This window comes from Hyphomicrobium sp. MC1, from assembly GCF_000253295.1.
Taxonomy (GTDB): Bacteria; Pseudomonadota; Alphaproteobacteria; order Rhizobiales; family Hyphomicrobiaceae; genus Hyphomicrobium_B.
The window spans coordinates 1,307,067-1,322,445 of sequence record NC_015717.1 but is presented as its reverse complement, the minus strand read 5'-3'; the positions used below and the strand labels follow the sequence as shown (position 1 = coordinate 1,322,445).

14 protein-coding genes are annotated in these 15,379 nt (G+C 61.2%); 7 read left to right on the top strand and 7 right to left on the bottom strand.

The genetic code is table 11. The features are described from left to right. Positions 1 to 101 precede the first annotated feature (101 nt). On the bottom strand, positions 102 to 1,379 hold the full coding sequence (locus HYPMC_RS23135) for an RNA methyltransferase (protein WP_013947042.1): 1,278 nt from the start codon (positions 1,377 to 1,379) through the stop codon (positions 102 to 104). Between the two features lie 327 nt (positions 1,380 to 1,706). On the opposite strand from HYPMC_RS23135, the gene HYPMC_RS06425 reads away from it, so the two are divergent. Genes HYPMC_RS06425 through HYPMC_RS06415 form a run of 3 tightly spaced genes read left to right on the top strand, consistent with a single transcriptional unit; the run spans position 1,707 to position 4,367 of the window. Further along, the gene (locus tag HYPMC_RS06425; protein WP_013947041.1) at positions 1,707 to 2,927 is read left to right on the top strand and encodes an NADP-dependent isocitrate dehydrogenase; all 1,221 of its coding nucleotides are present in this window, start codon (positions 1,707 to 1,709) and stop codon (positions 2,925 to 2,927) included. A gap of 47 nt (positions 2,928 to 2,974) precedes the next feature. After that, positions 2,975 to 3,730, top strand: a complete 756-nt coding sequence (locus tag HYPMC_RS06420; RefSeq protein WP_013947040.1) for a DUF4241 domain-containing protein — start codon at positions 2,975 to 2,977, stop codon at positions 3,728 to 3,730. Positions 3,731 to 3,758: 28 nt separating this feature from the next. Continuing rightward, a complete protein-coding gene (locus HYPMC_RS06415) occupies positions 3,759 to 4,367 on the top strand; it encodes a class I SAM-dependent methyltransferase (RefSeq protein ID WP_013947039.1) in 609 nt (202 codons plus the stop codon). 55 nt (positions 4,368 to 4,422) lie between these two features. Here HYPMC_RS06415 and HYPMC_RS06410 read toward each other — a convergent pair whose 3' ends face one another. The 3 genes from HYPMC_RS06410 to recA all read right to left on the bottom strand — a co-directional run bounded on the left by HYPMC_RS06410 (position 4,423) and on the right by recA (position 9,067). Then, a complete protein-coding gene (locus HYPMC_RS06410; protein ID WP_041300770.1) occupies positions 4,423 to 4,896 on the bottom strand; it encodes a hypothetical protein in 474 nt (157 codons plus the stop codon). Positions 4,897 to 5,039: 143 nt separating this feature from the next. Further along, entirely contained in the window at positions 5,040 to 7,733 is a 2,694-nt protein-coding gene (gene alaS / locus HYPMC_RS06405; RefSeq protein WP_013947037.1) for an alanine--tRNA ligase, read from the bottom strand. 200 nt (positions 7,734 to 7,933) lie between these two features. Beyond that, positions 7,934 to 9,067 carry a recombinase RecA gene (gene recA / locus HYPMC_RS06400; RefSeq protein ID WP_013947036.1) on the bottom strand — a complete coding sequence of 378 codons (1,134 nt, stop codon included), beginning with the start codon at positions 9,065 to 9,067 and terminating at the stop codon, positions 7,934 to 7,936. 213 nt (positions 9,068 to 9,280) lie between these two features. Here recA and HYPMC_RS06395 point away from each other — a divergent pair, with 213 nt between their 5' ends. From HYPMC_RS06395 to HYPMC_RS06385, 3 genes are all read left to right on the top strand, one after another. Then, positions 9,281 to 9,838 carry a hypothetical protein gene (locus HYPMC_RS06395; protein ID WP_013947035.1) on the top strand — a complete coding sequence of 186 codons (558 nt, stop codon included), beginning with the start codon at positions 9,281 to 9,283 and terminating at the stop codon, positions 9,836 to 9,838. 164 nt (positions 9,839 to 10,002) lie between these two features. Beyond that, positions 10,003 to 10,512, top strand: a complete 510-nt coding sequence (locus HYPMC_RS06390; protein ID WP_013947034.1) for a hypothetical protein — start codon at positions 10,003 to 10,005, stop codon at positions 10,510 to 10,512. 146 nt (positions 10,513 to 10,658) lie between these two features. Continuing rightward, positions 10,659 to 11,225 carry a formaldehyde-activating enzyme gene (locus HYPMC_RS06385; RefSeq protein WP_013947033.1) on the top strand — a complete coding sequence of 189 codons (567 nt, stop codon included), beginning with the start codon at positions 10,659 to 10,661 and terminating at the stop codon, positions 11,223 to 11,225. Between the two features lie 60 nt (positions 11,226 to 11,285). Here the strand turns inward: HYPMC_RS06385 and HYPMC_RS06380 are convergent, their stop codons facing one another. Next, positions 11,286 to 13,844: a PAS domain-containing sensor histidine kinase gene (locus HYPMC_RS06380; protein WP_244420989.1), complete on the bottom strand. Its 2,559-nt coding sequence runs from the start codon at positions 13,842 to 13,844 to the stop codon at positions 11,286 to 11,288. A gap of 217 nt (positions 13,845 to 14,061) precedes the next feature. Between HYPMC_RS06380 and HYPMC_RS06375 the strand changes: the two genes are divergently transcribed. Next, positions 14,062 to 14,451, top strand: coding sequence for a flagellar biosynthetic protein FliO (locus tag HYPMC_RS06375; RefSeq protein WP_013947031.1), 390 nt, complete (start codon positions 14,062 to 14,064; stop codon positions 14,449 to 14,451). Between the two features lie 73 nt (positions 14,452 to 14,524). Here the strand turns inward: HYPMC_RS06375 and HYPMC_RS06370 are convergent, their stop codons facing one another. After that, positions 14,525 to 14,761, bottom strand: a complete 237-nt coding sequence (locus tag HYPMC_RS06370; RefSeq protein ID WP_157135406.1) for a hypothetical protein — start codon at positions 14,759 to 14,761, stop codon at positions 14,525 to 14,527. Between the two features lie 155 nt (positions 14,762 to 14,916). Beyond that, entirely contained in the window at positions 14,917 to 15,354 is a 438-nt protein-coding gene (dksA, locus tag HYPMC_RS24980; RefSeq protein ID WP_050976864.1) for an RNA polymerase-binding protein DksA, read from the bottom strand. Positions 15,355 to 15,379: the final 25 nt, after the last annotated feature.

The window sequence follows — 15,379 nt, the reverse complement described above, 5'->3', positions numbered from 1 at the left end:
ATACGTTTCGGGCGCGACCCAATGGGCAGCCGCGTTGCATATCGCGAGTATGCCTCTCGGCTTGGCATCGCTCGGCCCAAAACTTGGCCATATGAAGGCACTTAATCCCCCCCTTTTCGGGCCTTTCCTTTGCCCTGTGCGAGCGTTGCAACTATGCCACGAAGGGTGCGGACTTCTTGCTCCGTCGCGTTCATTCTGGTCAGCAGTGTGCGAAGATTTTGCGACACGACCGTCTTGCGGTGGGCTGGATTGAAAAACCCGCTCGCTTCCAGCTCCCGTTCTAAATGTTCAAATAGTCCAATAAGTTCCTCTTTCGTCGCCGGCCTGTCCCGGCCCATGTAAAGCCCCTCGGTCAGGGGCTTTTCATAGGTTGTGACACGGCCGAGGCTTCGCCCAGAATCCCCCCGCATCCACTCGTATCCCGTTAGCAGCACAGCCTGGGCAAGGTTAAGCGACGCGAACCGGGAATTGACAGGAATCATGATCAAAGCGTCTGCATGGGCAACTTCGCTGGTCTCCAGCCCATTACGCTCACGCCCGAATAAAATCCCGCACCGCTCCCCTCGGCCGATCCGGGTGCGCATCTCGGCGATCGCCTGCTCCGGTGTCAGGACCGGCTTTCGCAGATCCCGTTGCCGCGCCGTCGTCGCCGCGATCCAGTTGAGATCCGAAATACTCTCGTCGAGACTGGAATAGGCGCGCGCGTCGTCAATGATGTAATTGGCGCCCGAGGCCGCAATGCGCGCTTTCTCGTTCGGCCAGCCGTCGCGCGGACTGACGAGTCGAAGATCGTCGAGACCGAAATTCGCGCAGGCGCGCGCCACCATGCCGATGTTGTCGGCAAGCTGCGGCTCCATGAGAATGACCGACGGCGTCTCGCCCTCGCCCGCCACCGGCTCGCCGCGCATATTTGCCCGCCGCAAACCGTGACGCAGCTTGCGAATGACACGCCGCGCCCAGAACCAATAATTCTCACCCGACCATTGCTTGGCGAGCGTTTCGAGACATGGCGTCGAGACCGTTTCCGTCCCCTCCCCCTTCAGGCGCACGCGCCCATGCCCGACGATCACTTCTTTCTTGCTGAGAACGAATTGATCGAGCGTCTCGATGCCCTGAACTTCCGTGCGCCGCTTGCAGCCCGGACACGTCACCTCGTCCGAGATGCACGTGAGGCTGGCGCAGTATTGCAAGACGGGTTCGAGCGTATCGCGCGTCAGCCCTGGAATGGCGAGCTTTTCAAGCCCTTGATCGATCGAGCCGGCGTGACAGGCGTGAACGACTTCGCAAACGCGCGTCGCCCGCGGTCCGAGCACAGGCTCGCCGCTGCCGACCATGATGCGGAGCGCATCGCCTGCCGAAGTCTCAGTCTCGACGTTCAATCGTTTCCTCCAGGTGGGTCTCGGTAACTCGACCGGCGTCCCGCATCGTCCATATGCCAGGACAGGGTGTCATTCCGGAGCGCACGTCAAGGGCCCAGCGCGACACGCCTGCGGACAGGCAAGAACGCTCCGGCGTTCCCCAGCACAAACCACGCCGCGCAGGTGGAACGAACTTGGCGCCGCCGAGCAAGACTTGAAACGCGTCTTGATCTGACGCACCACTTCGCCGAAGGTTCTCTTCGCAAGTGCGTGATGAGCGATTAAGCTTTGCGCACCTGCGTCATAGAACAAGATCCACCGTCCTCAAATCGCTCCGCGAGACATCCAATGCAGAAAATCAAAGTTGAAGGCACCGTCGTTGAACTCGACGGCGACGAGATGACCCGCATCATCTGGAAGCTGATCAAGGACAAGCTCATTCATCCCTACCTCGACGTTAACCTGGAATACTACGACCTGAGCGTCGAAAATCGCGACAAGACCGCGGACCAAGTGACGATCGATGCCGGCAACGCCATCAAGAAGCATGGCGTCGGCATCAAGTGCGCAACGATCACGCCCGACGAAGCACGCGTAAAAGAATTCAATTTGAAGGAAATGTGGAAAAGCCCGAACGGCACCATCCGCAACATCCTTGGCGGCGTCATCTTCCGCGAACCGATCATTTGCAAAAACGTCCCTCGCCTCGTCCCTGGCTGGACGCAGCCCATCATCGTCGGCCGCCATGCCTTCGGCGACCAGTATAAGGCGACCGATTTCAAGTTCCCCGGCAAGGGCGTGCTGACGATCAAGTTCGTCGGCGAAGACGGCAATGTCATCGAGAAGGAAGTATACAAAGCCCCCGGCGCCGGTGTCGCGATGGCGATGTATAACCTCGATGAATCGATCCGCGAATTCGCACGCGCCTCGCTGAACTACGGCCTTTCGCGCAATTATCCCGTCTATCTCTCCACCAAGAACACGATCCTGAAGGCCTATGACGGCCGCTTTAAGGATCTTTTCCAGGAGGTTTACGACGCTGAGTTCAAGGAAGAATTTCAGAAGCGCAAGCTGACCTACGAGCACCGCTTGATCGACGACATGGTGGCTTCCGCACTCAAGTGGTCGGGCGGTTACGTTTGGGCCTGCAAGAACTACGACGGCGACGTGCAGTCGGATACGGTTGCGCAGGGCTTCGGATCGCTTGGCCTGATGACCAGCGTTCTGATGACACCGGACGGCAAGACGGTTGAAGCCGAAGCCGCGCACGGAACGGTCACGCGCCATTACCGCGAACATCAGAAGGGTAAGGAGACGTCGACGAACTCGATCGCATCGATCTTTGCGTGGACGCGCGGCCTCGGCCATCGTGCTAAGCTTGACGACAACGATGCTCTTCTGAAATTCTGTCAGACGCTCGAGAAGGTCTGCATCGCAACGGTCGAAGCAGGCTACATGACGAAAGACCTGGCGCTTCTCGTCGGACCGGAGCAGAAATGGTTGTCGACGACGGGCTTCCTCGACAAGGTCGATGAAAACCTGAAGGCAGCGATGGCAAAGTCAACATAATGGTAACGCGCGGGATACGATGATGCGTCGAAAAGGAGGAGAGCAAAGTGGCCGGCGTCCGCTCGTTTCTCTCGTCCGTGTTCACGCTGCTCGCCGGACATGGAGCTTCCGCGGCTGTTCCCGACTACGCAGAGGCCTTCACCCGCGCCTTCGACGCGACGTACCGCTTGACGGTCGACGAGGCCGATGAAGGCAAGCCGCCACGTCTTCATCCGACGTCCTTTCGCACCCTCGAACTCGGCAATCTAAAGATCGTGAGCGGCCGGATCGCCGCTTGCGATCCGTTCGTTTCGATCGACGCGCGGCTGCCGTTTTCCGAGCCGGTGCCGAACGGGTCGTTTCCGGTCCGCCTCGCGATCGCGGTCGGCGGCATTAACGATGGCCGCATCGCATTCGCTCGCATCGACTTCGCAGACACTCCGGCAGTGAAATGGAAAATGGCCGTGACCGACGGCCAAGACGCGTCCACGCTCGCTGCCGGCGAAATCTTCGGCTATCCGGTCGATGCCGGAACCGGCGCCTTCTACGATCCAAAAGCCGGCGAGACGCTGACATCCGTCCTTAAAGCGAACCCCGACGCCTGGGAGGAGTGGCAGGACAAGGGCGAGGCCAACGGTAAGGCCGCGCACCTCAAACCGAACTTCTTCCTGATGCTCCCTGCTGGCGAGACGAACGTTGCGATGTTCGCCAGCGGCTGGGGTGACGGCTTTTACGCGTCCTATTTCGGCTACGACAAAGACGGGCGCGTCGTCGCCCTCATCACCGACTTCGCCATTATCGACTGGGAAAAGGTGAAACGCTGACGACGCCATTGGAGAAACATCCAACGCCATGACGTCGGACGCGGCGAACATCATCGCTCTTTACGAAAGACACGCCCACACCTGGGACGAGGTCCGATCGCGAAGCCTGTTCGAAAAAGAATGGCTCGACCGCTTCCTTGCGTCGATCGCTGCCGGCGGCTCCATTCTCGACATCGGCTGCGGATCAGGCGAACCGATCGCAGGCTTCTTCGTTCGCGCAGGCTATCGCGTTCACGGCGTCGACAGTTCGCAGGCGATGATCGCGCGCTGCAAAGCCCGCTTTCCACAAAGCGACTGGCGCGTCGCCGACATGCGCACCCTCGCGCTCGGCCAAACGTTCGACGGCATTCTTGCTTGGGACAGTTTTTTCCATCTGACCCAGGACGATCAACGCCGCATGTTCACGATTTTCAGCGCGCACGCAGCACCGGGCGCGGCTCTGATGTTCACGAGCGGAACGGAGAATGGCGTGGCGATGGGCACATTCGGCGGCGAACCGCTCTATCACGCGAGCCTCGCGCCGGAGGAATACCGCGCTTTACTCGATGCACAGGGGTTCGAGGTCGTCACTTACGTCGAGAACGACCCGACTGCCGGCGGCCACACGATCTGGCTCGCCCGTAGCAAGCAGGTCTAGCCCCGCACTCGACGGCCGGCTCCCCAGAGGGGAGTCGCCAAGCGCAAACGTAAAACTATTTCTTCTGGCCCGCGATCTGCTGATCGACCTGCGCCTGCATTTGCGCATTCATCACGTTGAAGTCGTTCTGAAGTTTCGCGCAGGCCTCGCCGTTGCCATCGCAGACGACTTTCATCGCGATCACAAGGTTGTCGCCCTTGTGTTCGATCTTGCGGCAGACAGCAGCCGGATACGCCGGATTCTTCTTGGTCGTGAACGTATACATCACCGTCGCGTTCTTCGGATCGTCCGAATACGCGAGGTATTGATCGCTCTCGTACACTTTCTGCAGGCCAGCCTTCGACGTGTAGCGCGAAATCAGATCTTCCGCCTTGCCCGAAGCCTCGCCACAGAATTCCTGCGCAGCCGTCATCGTCGGCCCCGCGGAAGGTGCCGGAGTTACCGGAAGCTTCACGATTGAATCATCGGCCAAAGCCGAAGTGGCGGCGATCAAAAGAGCGGCAAAAGCCAGCGAACCTATGCGAAACATTTCAAATTCCTCGTTGGCGAAAGCGGGCCGTATATACCCAATTTTTCCGACGGTCATTAGTGAAATGCCTGCAAGGTAACGGGAAAAAGCTTCCGCACCGCAGCATTACGCTTCGCCGCGCTCGACCGAAAATGACGACAGTGTCAGCTCGCGAGCCGTTCTTCGATGGCCTTTAGCGCATCGCCCGCTTTTGCGCCGTCCGGTCCCCCCGCCTGCGCCATGTCGGGACGCCCGCCGCCGCCTTTGCCGCCGAGTGCTTCCGCACCGGCCTTGACGAGATCGACCGCGCTCCACGTCTTGACGAGATCGTCCGTGACGCCGACCGCGAGGCCCGCCTTGCCGTCCTCCGTCACGCCAACGACGGCGACGATGCCCGAGCCGACCTGCTTCTTGCCGTCATCAATGAGGCCGCGCAGGTCCTTCGGATTGAGCCCCTGCACCGTACGCGCGAGCAGCTTGACGTTGCCGACATTGCGGATCGCTTCGCCATTCGTTGCCGCGCCATCCGCGCCCGCACCACCGCCAAGCGCGATCTGGCGCTTCGCATCGGCAAGCTGCTTTTCAAGATTGCGGCGCTCTTCCACGAGATGCTTCAAGCGATCGACGAGATCTTCCGGCCGTGTCTTGAGCACGCTCGCCGCTTCCTTCACGCGTGCATCCTGCTCATCGAGATAGGCGCGCGCGCCCTCACCCGTCAGCGCTTCGAGACGGCGGACGCCCGCCGAGCTACCGCTTTCGGCGACGACGCGAATGAGACCGATATCGCCCGTGCGCGATACGTGCGTGCCGCCGCACAACTCGACCGACCACGCCTTGTTGGCGCCGGGCCGCGTCGCACCCATCGACACGACGCGCACTTCATCGCCGTACTTCTCGCCGAACAGCGCCATCGCGCCCGTCGCGCGCGCATCGTCAAGCGCCATCAGCCGCGTGACGACCGGCGTGTTTTCGAGCAGCACGGCGTTCGCCATGTCCTCGACCTGCTTGATCTCGTCTGCTGACATCGGCTTCGTATGCGAGAAGTCGAAGCGCAGACGATCGGGCGAAACCAGCGAGCCCTTCTGCGCGACGTGTGTGCCGAGCACCTGCCGCAGCGCCTCATGCAGAAGATGCGTCGCGGAATGGTTGGCGCGCGTCGCCGAGCGCCGCCCATGATCGACTTCGAGCTCGACCGCTTCGCCGACCTTGAACGCTCCGCTCTCGACTTTGCCGAAATGCACGAACAGATCGCCGAGCTTCTTCTGCGTATCGGTCACGCGGAACAGCGTGCCTTTCGGACCTTTGATGACGCCCCGGTCGCCGACCTGACCGCCGCTCTCCCCGTAAAACGGCGTTTGGTTAACGATGATCGCGCCTTCCTCACCGGCTTTAAGTTCGGAGGCCTCTTTGCCACCTGCCACGACGGCCGCGACGATGCCTTCCGCACTCTCGGTGTCATAGCCGAGGAACTCGGTCGCGCCGGTCTTGTCCTTGATTTCGAACCAGAGGCCTTCCGTCGCCGCTTCGCCCGAACCCTTCCAGGCGGCCTTGGCGGCATCCTTCTGCTTCTTCATCGCTGCATCGAACGCGCCAGTATCGACGGTGATGCCGCGCGGCTTCAGCGCGTCCTCGGTGAGATCGAGCGGGAAGCCGTACGTATCGTAGAGCTTGAACGCGACGTCGCCGGGGAATACCGCGCCCTTCGTGAGACCCGCCGAGCTTTCGCCCAACAGCTTTAGGCCGTTGTCGAGCGTGCGCTTGAACTTCGTCTCTTCGAGCTTCAGCGTCTCAGTGATGAGCGGCTGCGCGCGGACGAGTTCCGGATAGGCGTCACCCATCTCGCGGACGAGCGACGGCACGAGCAGATACATCAGTGGATCGGTGCAGCCCATCTGGTGCGCATAGCGCATGGCGCGGCGCATGATGCGGCGAAGCACGTAGCCACGGCCTTCGTTCGACGGCAGCACGCCGTCGGCGATCAGGAAGCTGGTCGAACGCAAATGGTCGGCGATAACGCGCCGCGCGACGTGATCGAAATCCTTCGTCGCCGCGCTTTCCTTCGCGCCGACTTTCGTCGCTTCCTGGCGGATCGCCTGGATGAGATGCTGAAACAGATCGATGTCGTAGTTGTCGTGCTTGCCTTGCAGCACCGCTGCGATGCGCTCGAGCCCCATGCCCGTGTCGATCGACGGCCGAGGCAGGTCAACGCGGTTGCCCGGCGCGATCTGCTCGAATTGCATGAACACGAGGTTCCAGATTTCGATGAAGCGGTCGCCGTCCGCGTCCGCCGAGCCCGGAGGCCCGCCGGGAATCTTGTCTCCGTGATCGAAGAAGATTTCCGAGCACGGACCGCACGGCCCCGTATCGCCCATCTGCCAGAAGTTGTCGGACGTCGCGATGCGAATGATCTTGTCGTCGGAGAAGCCGGAGATCTTCTTCCAGATGCGATAGGCTTCGTCGTCGGTGTGATAGATCGTGACGAGCAGCTTGTCTTTCTTGAGGCCGAAGTCCTTCGTCAGCAGGTTCCAGGCAAGCTCGATCGCGCGCTCTTTGAAATAGTCGCCGAACGAGAAGTTGCCGAGCATCTCGAAGAACGTGTGGTGGCGCGCCGTATAGCCGACGTTGTCGAGGTCGTTGTGCTTGCCGCCGGCGCGGACGCACTTCTGCGACGTCGTCGCCCGCGGAATGGCCCGCGTCTCCTGCCCTGTGAAAACGTTCTTGAACTGCACCATGCCCGCGTTCGTGAACATCAGCGTCGGGTCGTTGCGCGGAATGAGCGGCGACGACGGCACGATCTCGTGTCCGTTCTTGCCAAAGAAATCGAGAAACGAAGCGCGGATTTCGCTGACGCCAGCCATGTGGTGCTTTCGGCCTGATCTGGATAAAAAACATGTTCCGGGACACAGCCCCGAAACGGGTTAAGGCCGCCGTTGTAGCGGCGGCCCTGAGGCATGTCTAGGAAGGGGCGGTCCTTGCGGCAGGCCGTCCGCCTGCGGCGGAACGACAGGCGCTGACGGCCGGCTTCCCGAAGGGAAGTCGGATGGCGCCACTCAAAACTCTACCGCTTCGCCTTGGCGACTTTCTTGCCCGATTCGTCGGGGAGAACCCCGTCCTCGTCGGGTTCTTCGCCGTCATCCTCGCCGACTTCCGGATTGGCCAGCATCTTCTCTACGATGAGGCCGGCATTGGCCCGGATCGCCCGCTCGATCTCCGCCGCGACGCGGGGATTTTCCTTCAAGTACGTCTTGGCGTTTTCCCGGCCCTGCCCGATGCGATCGCCGTTATAGGACAGCCACGCACCCGACTTTTCGACGAGACCGGCTTTAACGCCAAGATCGATCAGCTCACCGACCTTCGAGATGCCTTCGCCATACATAATATCGAATTCGACCTGCTTGAAGGGCGGCGCCACCTTGTTCTTGACGACCTTGACGCGGGTCTGGTTGCCGACCGTCTCTTCGCGCTCCTTGATCTGGCCGATGCGGCGAATATCGAGGCGAACGGAGGCATAGAACTTCAGGGCGTTACCACCCGTCGTCGTCTCAGGGTTGCCGAACATGATGCCGATCTTCATGCGGATCTGGTTGATGAAGATCACCATCGTATTGGCTCTCGAGATCGAGGCTGTCAGCTTTCTGAGCGCTTGGCTCATTAGCCGTGCCTGAGCGCCCATCGTAGCCTCACCCATCTCGCCTTCGAGTTCGGCCTTCGGTGTCAGCGCAGCGACCGAGTCAACCACGAGAACATCGATGGCACCAGAACGCACCAGCGTATCGGCGATTTCCAGCGCCTGCTCGCCGGTATCCGGCTGCGAAATCAAAAGATCCTCGACCTTGACACCGAGCTTCTTGGCGTAGCCTGGATCAATTGCATGTTCTGCGTCGACGAAAGCGCAAACGCCGCCCTTCTTCTGAGACTCTGCGATAACTTGCAGCGCCAACGTCGTCTTGCCCGAGGACTCAGGTCCATAGACTTCGATGATGCGTCCCTTCGGTAATCCCCCGATGCCGAGCGCAATATCGAGCCCGAGCGATCCCGTGGAGATCGCTTCGATATCCAGCTTCTCATTGGCGCCGAGCCGCATGATCGACCCCTTGCCAAAGGTCTTGTCGATCTGCGCGAGTGCCTGCTCCAGCGCCTGCTTCTTGTCCATCTTGCCCCCTTCGAGCACAGTCAAGTCCGGCCGTTCCATGTCGTCACCCTCAATCCCTTATGGCAAGCGCCGCGCGCCATCAATTAAGGATAAACGTACACTTTTTGTTCCACATCTGTCAATCACGTTTTGTTCTCATTGTGGAGTCCTCGCGCCGAATTTTCTCACTCTTGCGCACATGTTTCCTTAGGGACAGCGCGTCGCGGCCACTCGCGGCACTCTCCTGGCAACCCAAGCCGAAGGAGACAGCCCGTGTCCAAGTTGCTCGCAGTTCTGATTTCCATCGCCGTCGTCGCCGCGTCGTTCACATCAGCCGCCGAAGCTGGCCCCGGCCGCCGCCTCGGCTTCTTTCTTGGCGGCATGGCGGCCGCCAGCATGCTCGCGCACGCCGCCGAGGAGCGCCGTCGTGAGGAAGCTTACGAGAGAATGCGCGCCCGCCGGGAAATCGCCGCCCGCGAACGTGCCCGCCAGCGCGCCATCGCCGCCGCGGCCGTCAAACGCGAACGCGCCCGCCAGATCGCGCTGCAGAAACAGAAAGCGGCCCAGATCGCCGCTGCCGAGACTGCATCCCAATCCACGACGAGCGACGACAAGCCCGCGCTCAAAAAGGGCGACCGGCTGACCCCGGGCGACAGTACGCCTGCAGCCACAACGACCGACAGCTCAGCGCAGACAACGACAGTTGAAAAGACACCGTCGAACGCTATCGAAACGTCATCGACGACACCGAGCGCTCCGGCCGCCACGACCGTCACCTGCCGCAAATATTCGGCAGCAGCCGACAGTGTGATCGAGGCGCCCTGCCAGTAATTCGCATTCGCCTTCACTCATAAAACGCGGCTCGCCGTCCTTCGGCCGGGCCGCGTTTTTATTTTCAACACCCCAGCACGATTTGCAGACGTGTTCCGTCCGAAACAGCGGGAAAAATCGCGCTGCTCCAAGATGCCTCCATCGCAAATTCGTGGGAGGCACCCATGCTCAAGATCTCGACACTCATCGCCGTTCTGGTCGTCGCCAGCACCGTCGCATCGAACGCGGAAGCACACGGCATGGGCTCGTTCTATGCCAGCCCGTTCTTCCGCAACCAGGGCCGCCAGCCGGCCCAGCCCTGCGAGAAGGACAAGCGCCGCAATCTCGAAGAAGCCTTTGCGAGAGCGCGTGAAAAGCGGCTCGCCGAATTACGCGCCGAACGCGCACAGGCTGCGGCCCTTGCCTCAAAACGCGCCCGTCTCGCAGCGCTCGCCCAAAAGAAAGCTGCAGCCGCAAAGCAGGCTCAGACGCTTGCAGCCACACGAACGAAAACGATCGCGCAGCAAACGGCATCGACGGACGCCACGAACATCGCCAAGAAAAGCGATCTGCTGCCTGTCTCGACGGCCTCAAACGCAACCGCGACCGCAACGAAAACAGCAGCAGCCGCACCGCAAGTCTGCCGCCGCTATTCCGCCGCTGCCGACAGCGTCATCGAAATTCCCTGCGACTAGCGCGTGCGATTGCCCCCCCATCGCATCGCGACCGTGAGACGCGCCATAACCAGAACTTATGGCGCGTCTCTGGCCACTCTGGTTTAAGCCCACCCCGTGCGTCGGCTTCGGCGCTCAATTGATAACCGAGCACAAGGTGGTGACATATGAGCATTGCATCGCGCCCGTCGGGGCGTTTTGGCATTCGCGTCGGCGAGGCCCTGGTCGCAGGCGGCCCTCCGGGAACGGCAGCGGAACCCGAAGTCGCGATCGGCGAAATGGACGGCCCCTTCGGCACCGCCTTCGCGACGCTTCTCGGCGACCAGGTAAAGGGCCACAGCCGCGTGCTGTCGCTTCTGAACACCGACGTGATGGTGCGTCCGCCGACGCTGTGCGTCAGCAAGGTGACGGTCGACAACGAGCGCTACACCAACATCCTGATGGGCACCGTGCAATACGCGACCGCGATGGGCGTCCTCGACGCCGTACGCGCCGGCGACCTGCCGAAAGACAAAGTCGATGATCTCGGCATCATCGTTTCGGTGTGGCTGAACCCCGTCGTCTCGACGATCGACAAGCTTGATCACAAGATCCTGTTCGACATCCATCGCAAGGCGACCGCGCTCGCCATTCACAAGGCGATGAACTTCAAGCCCGACATCGACTGGCTGCTCGAAAACCAGGACAAGATCATTCACAAATACTTCGAGAAGGGCCTCAAGGGCGAGGTGTAATCCAAGCCTCGCGCCGGGCGGCCGGCTCTCCGGAGGAGAGTCGCCCGGCGCCATCGAAAACTACTTCGCGAGTTCTTCCTTCACCTTCGCGGCGAGCTGAGGCAGCGAGAACGGCTTCGGTAAGAACGCAAAATCGTCCGAGCCCATCGACTCGCGGAATGCTTCGTTCGGATAGCCCGACACGAAGATCACCTTGATCGACGGATTGCGCTTGCGCAGCTCCTTGAAGAGCGACGGCCCATCCATTTCCGGCATGACGACGTCAGACACCACGATGTCGATCATGCCTTCGTTCTCGGCCATGATCTCCAGCGCCTCGACGCCATCGGTCGCTTCCAACACCTGATAGCCCTGCCGCTTCAGCGCGCGAACTGCAAACTGGCGAACCTCGACTTCGTCCTCGACCAGCAGCACGCGGCCGGTGCCGGTCAGGTCCGTTGCCTTAAGCTGCTTCTTCGCGGCAGCAATCGACTCCGGCATTGCATTCGCGACTTCCTCGCCTTCTTCCACGAAATGCCGCGGCAGGAAAATCTTGAAGGCCGTGCCTTTGCCGATCTCGCTTTCCGGTTGGATGAAGCCGCCCGACTGCTTGACGATACCGTAGACCGACGCGAGACCAAGACCCGTGCCCTTGCCGACACCCTTCGTCGTGAAGAACGGCTCGAAGATCTTGGCCATAACTTCCGGGCTCATGCCGGTGCCGGTATCGGCCACTTCGACCAGCACGTATTCGCCCGGTGTAAAGCCGACGACGTCGCGCATCTTCTGGCTTTCGCGTTCCGTGACGTTGCGCGTGTTGATCGTCAGCTTGCCGCCGTTCGGCATCGCGTCACGCGCGTTGCGAACGAGATTGAGAATGACCTGGTAAAGCTGGTCGCTGTCGGCCCGCACGTACCACAGGTCGCGCTCGGAATGCGTCTTGAGCTCGATCTTCTCGCCGCACTGCGTTTTCAGCACCGGCAGCATGTCGGACGTCAATTCGCCGACATTGAAGACCGAGACCCGCTGCGTCTGCTTACGCGAGAAACCGAGCAGCCCCTTGACCAGACCAGCCGCGCGATTGGCCGCCGACTGAATGTTCTTGATGTCGCGATAAGCCGGATCGCTCGGGCGATGCGTCTGCAGCAGCAAATCCGAGAACCCGATGATCGCCGTCAGCACGTTGTTGAAGTCGTGTGCGATGCCGCCCGCAAGGTTGCCGACCGCTTCCATCTTCTGCGCCTGCGCCACGCGGCTTTCGAGCGTCTTCTGCTCGGTCGCGTCCATCACATAGAGCGCAGCAGCTGCGCCGCCTTGCACCGCTGCCAGCGGCGACATGTAAAGGCGGCGCGTGAACTGTTTGTTGTCGCCCGCTGTGATCTCGATCGGCTGAATGTTGCCGCGTCCGGCAAGAACTTCCGCAAGACCCGCTTCGATCTTGTAGCGCTCATCCGCCTCCGCCGTGCGGCTCAAGGCTTCCGATGCCAGCACGTCCTGCGCCGGCTTGCCGTCGAGCACCATCTGCATGAAGGCGGTGTTGCAGTTGGCGATGCGGCCCTCCGCGTCGAGCGCTGCAATGCCGAACGGAGCCGATTGGAAGAATTGCGATGCTCTGACGTCCTGGTGACCACGCTCGACGAGCCCGGTCGTCTGCCGGTTGATCGCCGTGATCGTAAAGCCCTGCTCGGCGTTTCCAGCGACGGGCTCGACGAGGAGTGTCAGCGCCACGATGCGACTGTCTCTGCGCGTCAGATCGAGATCGATGATGCGCTGATCGGCTTCAGGAATGGCCGCCATATGCTTCAATAGACGCAGGCCTTCCGCGCCGGCGAGTTCTGCAAGCCCGAGCGATCGCGCTCTCAACGCACCTGCCGGATAGCCGAGCCACTGCTCGAACGCGGCGTTGACATGCACGATCGCGCCCTCGCCCGAGACCCACATGAAACCGGCGGGCATGGCATCGAATGCGGCAAGCGATGCTTCGAGCCGGCCGATGCGTTCGGTCTCCTGGCTCTTCTCATTCGTAACATCGACGATCTGCCACGAGACGAGCCGCGATTGCCGCAAGCCACCTTCCAGCAAGCCTTCCGGACCAGCGAAGGGCCGCACCGTGATCCTTGCCCAGGAGACGTTGCGATCCGACCCGAGCCGCAACCGCACATCTTCCGATCTCGGCTCGCCGCGCTCGGCCGCCTTCATCAGGCGGAAGAACGCCTGCGTGCCCTCCGAGTCGCCTGCAAGCGACGCTTCGAGCGCTGAGAATGGCCCCGCCTCGTGCTGGCCCAGAACTTTATCCACAGCCGCGTTGGCGTACAAAATCGTGCCGTCATCCTCGGCGATGATCTGCGGCTCATCGTCGGAATCCAGAGACGCCTTGAGAAGATCCCCCGGCACCACGCGAGCGCCAAACCGCAAATGCCCGGCAGCAATCGCAAAGAGCATAAAGGCGCCGAACATGGCGAGCAGCGCGATGACGGTCAAAAGCAAGGGTTCGCCGGATCCGCTCGCGAGCAGCCCGAACAAAACTGCGCCGCCCGCAGCCGCGATTATGATCATGGGGAGGAGGCCGCCGAACCCTTCCGCTGAGTTCAGCGGATCGATCGGGGCGGCATCGATCCTCAACGCCTCGCGATCCTTCATGGGCCGAGAATCTAGCTGATTCTCGAAAATCGAAGCGGGGGATTGGGGCATGGATGTGGAACTCAAACGCAACTGCAACTGTGCCGCAACGGTGCGGCGAGACTCGATTGGATAAGACTTCGCTTAAGAGAGTTAACATGCAGTCAACTCGAAGCTATCGATTGGTTGACGTGCGAGAGTTATCGGCACAGCCGGCAAGTCCGGCCGCGGGGAAAACATGGAAAGCTATTTCTTCTGGACCTTCATGCTGGCGGTACTGGCCGTCCTGAGTGCCGGCGCCGTCGTATTCGTGCGGGCCTATTTGACCGGCACGTCGCCATCCGCCCTTCTTTTTAAGCCGAAGGGCGAGCGTCGCCTCGAAGTCATCGACCACGCCAGCATCGATGGCCGCCGAAAACTGATCCTCATCAGACGCGACGACGTCGAGCACCTGCTGCTGACGGGCGGACCGGTCGATGTCGTGGTCGAAACGGGAATAAAGGCGACCGCCGCGCGCCCAGTCTCCGTAGCGCAGAACGAAGTCCCGCCGCCCGTCCGCCGCGCGCCGGTGTTCGGTCACGGCCCCGAGGTAGCGCCCGCCCTCGTCCCACGCGAGCGCAACGTTTAGAAGCGCTACGCTCAGCGCACGCACAAAAACAAATTGGGAAGCTTGCGAGTCAGGCCGAGCAACGCCTTGGTGCCTAGCGTTCGACGTCGCCGAAATCGGCCAATGTCAACTTGCTGAGGTCGAGTTGCCGCGTCGCGCTGGCGACCTCAGCCGAAGGCCGCAGCAAACGGCGGCGTTGCGCCGCCGCGGCAGAAGCCGGTTTCGCCTGATTATACGTGAAACCGGTGTGCACGAAGCCCGCGCGGTTGAGCATCTCGGAGCTGCTCTCGCGGCTGCCAAATCCGACGGCAGCGACGGCAATACATGCCAATCCGAAAAAATGTGCTCCAACTCTCACGACGGGACCCTCGTCAGCGACGCCGATAGGCGAACGCACGAGAGTGTCGGAGCAAAGTCTTAAGAAGCAATGAAGGGTTGTCCCGGAACGCGTCTAAGGCAACGCATCCCGGAAAGCCAAAGCGTGTCTTATTCCTCGCGATAGACGCGTTCGCGACGCTCGTGACGCTCCTGCGCTTCGACCGACAGGGTTGCGATGGGTCGGGCATCGAGCCGCTTCAGACCGATCGGCTCGCCGGTGTCTTCGCAGTACCCGTAGGAGCCGTCTTCGATCCGGCCCAGCGCCGCATCGATCTTGGCGATCAACTTGCGCTGACGGTCGCGCGTTCTCAGCTCCGTCGCGCGGTCCGTTTCGGACGTCGCACGATCAGCGAGATCGGCATGTTGCGCAGAATCTTCGTGCAGGATCGCCAGCGTCTCACGCGTCTGGCGCAGGATCTCATCCTTCCAATCCAGAAGACGCTTGCGGAAATAAGCCTTGTGCATGTCGTTCATGAAAGGCTCGTTTTCCGAAGGCTTATAATCCGGCGGAAGAACGATATCTGCAATCTTTACGCGGGCAGCCATCTTCTTAATCGTACCCTCTGACTTT